This window comes from Cupriavidus gilardii (assembly GCF_017598945.1).
Taxonomy (GTDB): domain Bacteria; phylum Pseudomonadota; class Gammaproteobacteria; order Burkholderiales; family Burkholderiaceae; genus Cupriavidus; species Cupriavidus gilardii_E.
This window is the reverse complement of sequence record NZ_JAGFTW010000060.1, coordinates 1-8,488: the sequence shown is the minus strand read 5'-3', so window position 1 is coordinate 8,488 and position 8,488 is coordinate 1. Positions and strand designations below refer to the sequence as shown.

Here is an 8,488-nt window from a genome sequence, read left to right as displayed (position 1 = left end):
CGGGGGCGGATTGTCTGGGGGTGGGGCTAGGGTTTTCCCCTTGGGGGAAAAACCTGTGGGGACCCCCCCCCCCCGGGGGGGCCCCTCGCCCTGGGGCCCCAAACTTTCACCCCCCGGCCGCCATACCGCCCCGCGGCCCCCCTGCCCGGGCCCTGCCCCGCACGGCCGTCCCCCCGTCCCCGGCCCGCCGGCACGTCCTTACAACCTCGCTGGCAATCCTTACCGGCCCACGCGCCGTCGGCGCGGGTACCGTGCCAGTAACGTGCGGGTAAACCATGACGACGCCGGCCCTCAGACCCGCGCCGAATCTGCCGATATTCGACGGTGCGGCGGCATGCCGTCGTGCGGCCGCGATAACAACATGCACAACGAAAGCGAACCAATTGCAACGACAGGGGGATCGAATGGGCAGCAGCACGCTGGCTTTGCGCGCCGAAGGGCGTCACACCGCAACGCGACTGGATGAACCATTGCCGCAGGCGCAGCCCGCGGGAACGCTGCTCGACGCCGTCCACCGGCGCGCCGACCGCCTGCTGGTCGGCACGATCTGGCTGTTATGGGCCGCGTCGCTGCTGGCCGGCTGGCGCTACGGCACGATCGGGCCGAGCCTGGCGGTGGGCCTGCCGCTGTCCGTCGCGGCCACGCTGTGGGCCGCGGCGCTGCCGGGCCGGCTCGGCACGCGGCTGGCCACGGCGGCGATCTCGATGGCGATGGTCGGGCTGCTGATCCATCAGGCGCACGGACAGGCCGAATATCACTTCGCGGTGTTCGTGCTGCTGTCGGTGCTGCTGGCCTATCGCGACTTCCGGCCGATCCTGCTGGCGGCGGCGCTGATCGCCGTGCACCACCTGAGCTTCAACTATTTCCAGAGCTGGGGCTGGGGCGTGATCTGCTTCACCGAGCCGGGCCTGGGCATCGTGCTGCTGCATGCGGCCTTCGTGGTCGTGCAGACGGCGGTGCTGGCGGTGCTGGCCCATCGGATGGAGGCCGACGCGCGCTCCGCCGGCGAACTGGCGGCGCTCGCCGCGCGCATCGGCCGCGATCCGGGCCGCCTGACGCTGACGCCGGCGCGCGCCGACGAGCCGCGGCCCGCCAGCGCGCTGGCGCGCTCGTTTCAGGCCACGCTCGACGCGGTGCGCGGCACGCTGCTGCAGGTGCGCGACAGCGCGGCCGCGGCGGCCGCCGCTTCCGGCGACATCCTGCAGCGCAATGCCGTGCTGGCCGAGCGCACGCACAGCCAGCAGCGCGCGCTGGAGGAGATCGTCGCGGCGATGAGCGAACTGCGCCGCAGCGCACACGAGAACGCCGACCATGCGCAGGCCGCCCACACGCTGGCGGGCACCTCGCGCGCAGTGGCCGCGCAAGGCGGCGAGGTGATCGGCTCGGTCATCCGCACGATGGGCGAGATCCATGCGGCCAGCGAACGGATCGCCGACATCATCGGCGTGATCGACGGCATCGCGTTCCAGACCAATATCCTCGCGCTGAACGCCTCGGTCGAGGCCGCGCGCGCTGGCGAGCAGGGTCGCGGCTTCGCGGTGGTGGCGGGCGAGGTGCGCACGCTGGCGCAGCGCAGCGCCGCGGCGGCCAAGGAGATCCGCGCGCTGATCGGCGAATCGGTGGACCGCGCACGCGCCGGCTCGGAACTGGTCGGCACGGCGGGCAGCACAATGGGCGAGCTCGAGGCGAGCGTCGCGCGTCTTGCCGCCATCGTCGACCAGATGGCGCTCGCCACCGGCGGCCAGCGCGCGGGCATCGATCAGGTCGACGGCAATATCGCCGGCATCGACGCGGCGTCGCGCCAGAACGTCGACCATGTCGACCAGACCGCCGAAGAGGTCGCGCGCCAGCAGCAGGAACTCGCGCGGCTGACCGGCGCGGTGGGGCAGTTCAGGCTGGACTAGTCGGTCGGTCGCCGGATGCGATGCACCGCCGGACCCGCGGCGCTCAGCCCAGGCCCGGCAGCGTCGTCAGGTATTCGCTGATGCCGGTCATCATGATCTGCACGCCGATGCACAGCAGCAGGAAGGCCGACAGCCGCGTGACGACGTTGGTGCCTTCCGGTCCCAGCACGCGGGCCAGCAGTTCGGCCCGGCTGTAGACCACATAGACGACGATCGCGACGGCCACGCTGACTGTCACCGACACTACCGCCGATTCGATCGCATCGCGCCATTCGCGGCTGCGGCTGGCGTTCAGCGCGATCGCGGTAGCGATCGAACCGGGGCCGGTGGTCAACGGAATCGTCAACGGGAAAAACGCCATCTGCGTGACATCGCCCGTCGAGACCGATTCGATGCGCTTCTCGGCGGGCTGCGTCGGCGCGTTCAGCATGGTCCAGCCGCTGAACGCCACCACGAAGCCGCCGGCCAGGCGCAGCGCCTGCAGCGAGATGCCGAAGAAGCCGAGGATGGCGGTGCCGAGGAAGAAGGTCACCAGCAGCACGATCAGCGAATTGATCGCGACCTGGCGGCTCAGCTTGCGGCGCTCCTCGACGGTCAGGAACCGCGTCCGGTCGAACAGCACGAAGGCCATGCCGAACGGGTTGATGATACTGAGCAGCGCGGAGAACGCGAGCAGGAACTCCGCCACCAGATTGCTCAAGCTCAGGATGCCCATTGTGCGCGCCTATCCTCACCAAATCGCGCAAGCATAGCGCATGGGGCACTGCGGCGGGCGACGGCGAGGTGTTGTTGGATCATGTCGTGATATGGCGAGCGCCGCTTGCCCTCTCCCCCGGCCCCTCTCCCGCAGGCGGGAGAGGGGAGAAAACAGGCGCAAGCTTCCCGGCTGCGTGGGTCTGCAGAGTCTGCATGCCGATGTTGTTTTCCCTCTCCCCCGGCCTTTCTCCCGCAGGCGGGAGAGGGAAGAAAACAGGGCAAGCTCCCCGGCTGTGTGGGTCTGCGGAGTCCGCATGCCCATGGTGTTCTCCCTCTCCCCCTCAGGGGGAGAGGGCCGGGGAGAGGGGGTGGTTTGGTTGCGAAGGCTTATTGATAGGCCCCCGGCGCGCTGGCACTCGGGCTGGTTGGGGCCGGCGCAGCTGGCGGCGCAACCGGGGCAGTTGGCAAGGCCGACTGCCCGCCCGCCGCGCCATTCGTCGGCCCTTGCACCGCCCCATTTCCCGGCACCGCAGGCGGTGAAATCGGAGCCTGGGCCGGTGCCGTGCCGCCGACGCCCGCGCCGGCGGTCGGCCCCTGATATGCGCCAGGACTCGGCACGGAGGTGCTTCCATTGGCCGGACCAACCACCGTGCCACCCGGCTCGACCGCCGAAGCCCCCTGCCCTGGCGCCGGCACCGGCTCCCCAAACGGCACCGAGGCCTGCGGATCGGCCGGCATCGGGACCGGCTCGGCCTCGTCGAGAACCTCGGGCTCGGACGCCATGCCGTTGTCCACCGGCGGCGCCTGCCGCGCGGCCGGCGCCGGGGCAACGTGGACCTCGGCCGCCGCTTCCGGCTCCGACGCGGGGCCGAACGTGCGCGCCCACCAGCCTTCCACCGATTTCAGCCACGGGTCCAGCATGCCGGGTTGCTGCTGGTTCTCGAAGCGCACGCGCTGATCGATGGCGCGAGTCTGCAAAGCGCGGCGGAACACGTCGCCGACGATGGGCAGCGCGCTGTGCGCCCCCTGGCCCCAATAGTCGCTGCGCAGCGTCACGCGCGCGTCGTTGAAGCCCACCCACGCCCCGGCCACCAGTTGCGGATGCATCAGGATGAACCAGCCGTCGGCGTTGTCCTGCGTGGTGCCGGTCTTGCCCGCGACGTCGGCATGAATGCCATAGCGGCTGCGGATCGCCGCGCCGGTACCGCGGCTGACCGCATCGCGCATCACGTCGAGCAGCGTATACGCGACCGCGGGCGGCAACACGCGCTCGGGCGACGCCGGCCGGAAGGACTCGAGCACATGGCCGTCGCGGTCCTCGATGCGGGTCACCATGGTCGGCTGCAGATAGGCGCCGCCGTTGGCGATGGTGCCGTAGGCCGCGACCATTTCCTTCAGCGTCACCGGGCTGGTGCCCAGCGCCAGCGAGGGCACCGTATCGAGCCGGCTCTGCCGCACGCCCATCGCTCGCGCCAGATTCGCCACGCGCACGGGGCCCACCTGCTGCATCAGCTGCGCCGTGATGGTGTTCTTCGAATAGACTAGGCCGTCGCGCAGCGTCAGATCGCGTCCGCTCGGCGGGCCGCCGTCGGTCGGTCGCCAGACCTCGCCGCCGGCGAGCCGGATCTCGACCGCCTCGTCGCGCAAGGTCGTATCCGGGCCGATGCCCTGCGCAAAGGCCGCGCCATAGACAAAGGGCTTGAAGGTCGAACCGGGCTGGCGCCGCGCCTGTTGCACGTGATCGAAGGCATCGTCGGCGAAGTCGCGGCTGCCGACCCAGGCGCGAATCTCGCCGTTGCGCGGATCCAGCGCGAGAAAGCCTGCCTGAATGCGCGTCTTCTGCTCGTGCAGCGCGCGCATGGCGTCGGCGTCCTTGCGCAACTGCGCCAGCGCATCCGCATCGCTGAGGCCCGCTTCACGCGCCGCCCGGTACTGGGCCGTCTCCCGCATGAAGGCCTCGACCAGCGCGCGATTCGCGCTCCAGCCGCCCCGCGGCGACCACGCGGCATTGGCAATGCCCTGCAGCCGCGCACCCTGGCGCGCCACCGCCTGGTTGGCCATCGCCTGCAGCCGCGAATCGATGGTGGTATGAACCACCAGCCCATCGGTGTAGATGTTGTAGTCGTTGCGGTCGGCCCAGTCGATCAGCCATTTGCGCAGCTGTTGCGCGAAATGCGGGGCGGGGCCCTCCTCCGGCGTCTGGCGCTCGAAGTCGATCCGCAGCGGACGCTTCTTCAGCGCCTCGAATTGCGCCGGCTTGAGCTTGCCCCGCTTGACCATCTGCGCCAGCACGATGTTGCGGCGCTCGACCGCGCGCTCGGGATTGAGCACCGGGTTGTAGTAGCTGGTGCCCTTGAGCATGCCGACCAGCGTGGCGCTCTCGAGCACGTCGAGCCGATCGGCCGGCTTGTCGAAGTACGTCCGCGCCGCCATCTCGATGCCGGTGGCGTTGTACAGGAACGGCACCGTATTCAGATAGGTTTCGAGAATCTCGTCCTTGGAATACAGCGCCTCGATCTTCAGCGCAGTGATCGCCTCCTTGATCTTGCGCGTCACGCTGGCGGCGCGGCCGATCTCCTCCGGATACAGATTGCGCGCCAGCTGCTGGGTCAGCGTGGAACCGCCCTGCCGGTCGCCGGACAGCGTGTACCAGGCCGCCGCGGCGGTGCGCCGCCAGTCCAGGCCGAAGTGCTCGTAAAAACGGTGGTCCTCGGTGGCGATCAATGCCGCCACCACGTTCGGCGAGATCTTGTCCAGCGGCACCCAGTCGCGGTTGGCGCGCTTGAACTCGGCCAGCACCTTGCCGTCGGCCGACAGCACCTGGGCCGGCCGCTCGGACTTGGCCTTGCGGATATCGCTGATGCCGGGGGTGAACGGCACCAGCACCAGCGTGTAGGCGAGAAACAGCACGGGCACCGCGCCCACGCCCCAGGCGATCTGACGGCCGGTCGGCCGGCGCAGCCGCGCACGCCAGTCGGCCAGCGTGCTGCGCAAACGTTCGCGCATCATGGTGCGCGGTCGCCGGCGTGGCCGGCGTTGGGTAGGAAAAGACGCTTCACACGGAGTACTGCGGATTCGGGAAGCGTGCATCGTACCAAAACGGCCGGTGGCTTCGGCCGATGTGCCGCCGGCACGCAGCGTGCAAAGCGCTTATGATCGCGTCTGCTCGCCGCGGCCCTCCGCGAGGCGTCAAGGGATCCCGGAGCCGCGGCCGCAACGATCGTCCCATCCAGCCAAGACCGAGAAACCATGCCCGATCTTTCCGCGTACCCGATCACCCGCAAATGGCCCGCCCAACATCCCGACCGGCTCCAGCTCTATTCGCTGCCGACGCCCAACGGGGTCAAGGCGTCGATCATGCTGGAGGAAATCGGGCTGCCCTATGAACCGCACCTGGTCCGTTTCGACACCGACGACCAGCTGTCGCCCGAATTCCTGTCGCTGAATCCGAACAACAAGATTCCGGCGATCCTCGATCCGGACGGCCCGGGCGGCAAGCCGCTGGCGCTGTTCGAATCCGGCGCGATCCTGCTGTACCTGGCCGAAAAGACCGGCAAGCTGCTCCCTTCGGACCCGGCCGAGCGCTATCAGACCATCCAGTGGGTGATGTTCCAGATGGGCGGCGTCGGCCCGATGTTCGGCCAGCTCGGCTTCTTCCACAAGTTCGCCGGCAAGGAGTACGAGGACAAGCGCCCGCGCGACCGCTATGTCGCCGAATCGCGGCGCCTGCTCGGCGTGCTGGAGAAACACCTGGCCGGTCGCGACTGGATCATGGGCGACCAATACACCATCGCCGATGTCGCCACCTTCCCGTGGATCCGCAACTTGATCGGCTTCTACGAGGCCCGCGAGCTGGTCGGCTTCGATGACTTCCCGCAGGTCCAGCGCGTGCTCGACGCCTTTGTCGCGCGGCCAGCGGTGATCCGCGGGCTGGAGATCCCCAGGCGCGGCTGAGCGGCTTGAACCGCTGTCCTTCGGGCGGCCGCTCGCAGAGGCCGCCCGGCATTTCGCCACGCGAAACGCCGGGCGGCTTTTCTTTTACTTTTCGTCTCCTCGTCTTTAGACTTCGTGCACGGTCGTTCGTTTTCGTGACGAAGCGATGTGGCAGTGCGGCATGAAGGCGAATGGCTCCCATTCGATAAAACGAGGAGACAAACCATGCAGCTCACCACGCGCGCCGCCCTGGCGTTGGCGCTTGCCGCCGCATTGCCGCTGGCCGCCTGCGGCGGCGACGACGACGATCCGCCGCGCCAGCCGGAAGAGACCCGCGCCCAGGACAGCCGCACCTTCACCGTCAACGAGGCCGCCCTCGCCTTCCCCGCGCTGGAGGGCGCGCCCGAGACCGACCGCTGGACCGGCACACTGAAGGGCTCCGGCTATCGCATCGAGGTCCCCAAGCAGTGGAACGGCAAGCTGGTGATGTACGCGCACGGCTATGCCGGCACCGGCGCGGTGCTGGGCGTGACCACGCCGAGCATCCGCCGCCATCTGATCGAGGCCGGCTACGCGTGGGCGGCGTCGAGCTACAGCAAGAACTATTACGACGTACGCGCCGGCGTCGAGGACACCAATGCGCTGGCGCTGGCCTTCGTGCAGATCGCTGCGCAGAACCGACGGCTGCTCGCACCGCCCAGCCGCGTCTATATCGTCGGCCATTCGATGGGCGGCCATATCGCCGCCGCGGCGGTCGACCAGGAAACGCTGGACACCGCCAACAACAAGGTCCGCTATCACGGCGCGGTGCCGATGTGCGGTGTGATGGGCGATACCGAGCTGTTCGACTACTTCGCGGCCTACCAGCTGGCGGCGCAGCAGTATGCGGGCCGTCCCGCCGCCGCCTGGCCGGTGACCAACTGGGCCGAGATCGCGCCGGCAGTGCGCGATGCGCTGTTCACCACCTTCCCGAGCGCGACCACCGCACAGGGCGACAAGGTCAAGGCGATCGTGCAGAACCTCACTGGCGGCGCGCGGCCCATGTTCGATCAGGGCTTCGCCGGCCCGGTGCAGAACACGGTATGGGGCACCTTCGGCGGCGACGGCACCATCAACGGCATCCTGAACCGCAACGGGGTGTCGACCACCGACATCGTCTATCAGCTCGACGGCGACCCGGCGCTGTCGGCGGAGGAAACCACGCTGAACAACACGATCCTGCGAGCGAAGGCAGACCCCGAAGCCAACCGCCTGCGGCGCGATGGCCTGCGCTGGATCCCGAAGACCAATGCGCGCATCAACGTGCCGGTGGTCACGCTGCATACGCTCGGCGACATGTACGTGCCGTTCAGCATGCAGCAGATCTACAAGCGGCGGGCCGATGCGCGGGGCACCGCGCAATGGCTGGTGCAGCGGGCGATCCGCGGCGTCAGCCATTGCGATTTCACCGTGGCCGAGCAGACTGCGGCGTTCGATGCGATGGTGCAGTGGGAACAGGGCGGACCGAAACCCGAGGGCGACGACGTGCTCGACGCCGCTACGGTGGCGCGGCCGGACTATGGCTGCCGGTTCACCAACAACACGGTGACGGCCGACGATTCGCCAGCGGTCGCGCAGGGGCGGCCGCAGATCGCGGCGGCGTTGCCGTGTCCGGCGTCGTAAGGCGGGCGATGCCGCGCTGATCGGCGCTTTTCCCTCTCCCCCAGCCCCTCTCCCGCAAGCGGGAGAGGGGAGCCGAATCGCGGTCTACCAGTGTCTTCGCAGCCCGCTTTTCTCCCCCTCCCGCGGAGCAAAAGCGCGGCCAACTTTTTTCTCCCCTCTCCCGCTTGCTGTATGGACCGGGGACATGGGTAACAGGTGTGCCAGGACATGGGTAACACTTTTCCCGCCTAGTCAGCGGGAGGAAGAAGTTGCCCTGGAGCCAAACCACCGTGAAGCAGCAGAGGGAAGAATTT

General features: G+C 68.9%; 5 protein-coding genes. 3 read left to right on the top strand and 2 right to left on the bottom strand.

Annotated features, from left to right (window positions below; genetic code table 11):
* Window positions 1–470 precede the first annotated feature (470 nt).
* Window positions 471–1,904 carry a methyl-accepting chemotaxis protein gene (locus J5T34_RS23215; protein WP_208583259.1) on the top strand — a complete coding sequence of 478 codons (1,434 nt, stop codon included), beginning with the start codon at window positions 471–473 and terminating at the stop codon, window positions 1,902–1,904.
* A gap of 43 nt (window positions 1,905–1,947) precedes the next feature.
* On the opposite strand, the gene J5T34_RS23210 is transcribed toward J5T34_RS23215, so the two are convergent.
* Together J5T34_RS23210 and J5T34_RS23205 are read right to left on the bottom strand one after the other, a co-directional pair.
* Window positions 1,948–2,619: a MarC family protein gene (locus J5T34_RS23210; RefSeq protein ID WP_149316305.1), complete on the bottom strand. Its 672-nt coding sequence runs from the start codon at window positions 2,617–2,619 to the stop codon at window positions 1,948–1,950.
* A 368-nt stretch (window positions 2,620–2,987) separates the two neighbouring features.
* Window positions 2,988–5,609, bottom strand: a complete 2,622-nt coding sequence (locus tag J5T34_RS23205) for a penicillin-binding protein 1A (RefSeq protein WP_208583258.1) — start codon at window positions 5,607–5,609, stop codon at window positions 2,988–2,990.
* Between the two features lie 240 nt (window positions 5,610–5,849).
* Here J5T34_RS23205 and J5T34_RS23200 point away from each other — a divergent pair, with 240 nt between their 5' ends.
* The gene (locus tag J5T34_RS23200; RefSeq protein ID WP_208583257.1) at window positions 5,850–6,554 is read left to right on the top strand and encodes a glutathione binding-like protein; all 705 of its coding nucleotides are present in this window, start codon (window positions 5,850–5,852) and stop codon (window positions 6,552–6,554) included.
* 204 nt (window positions 6,555–6,758) lie between these two features.
* Window positions 6,759–8,195: an alpha/beta hydrolase gene (locus J5T34_RS23195; RefSeq protein WP_208583256.1), complete on the top strand. Its 1,437-nt coding sequence runs from the start codon at window positions 6,759–6,761 to the stop codon at window positions 8,193–8,195.
* Window positions 8,196–8,488 lie beyond the last annotated feature (293 nt).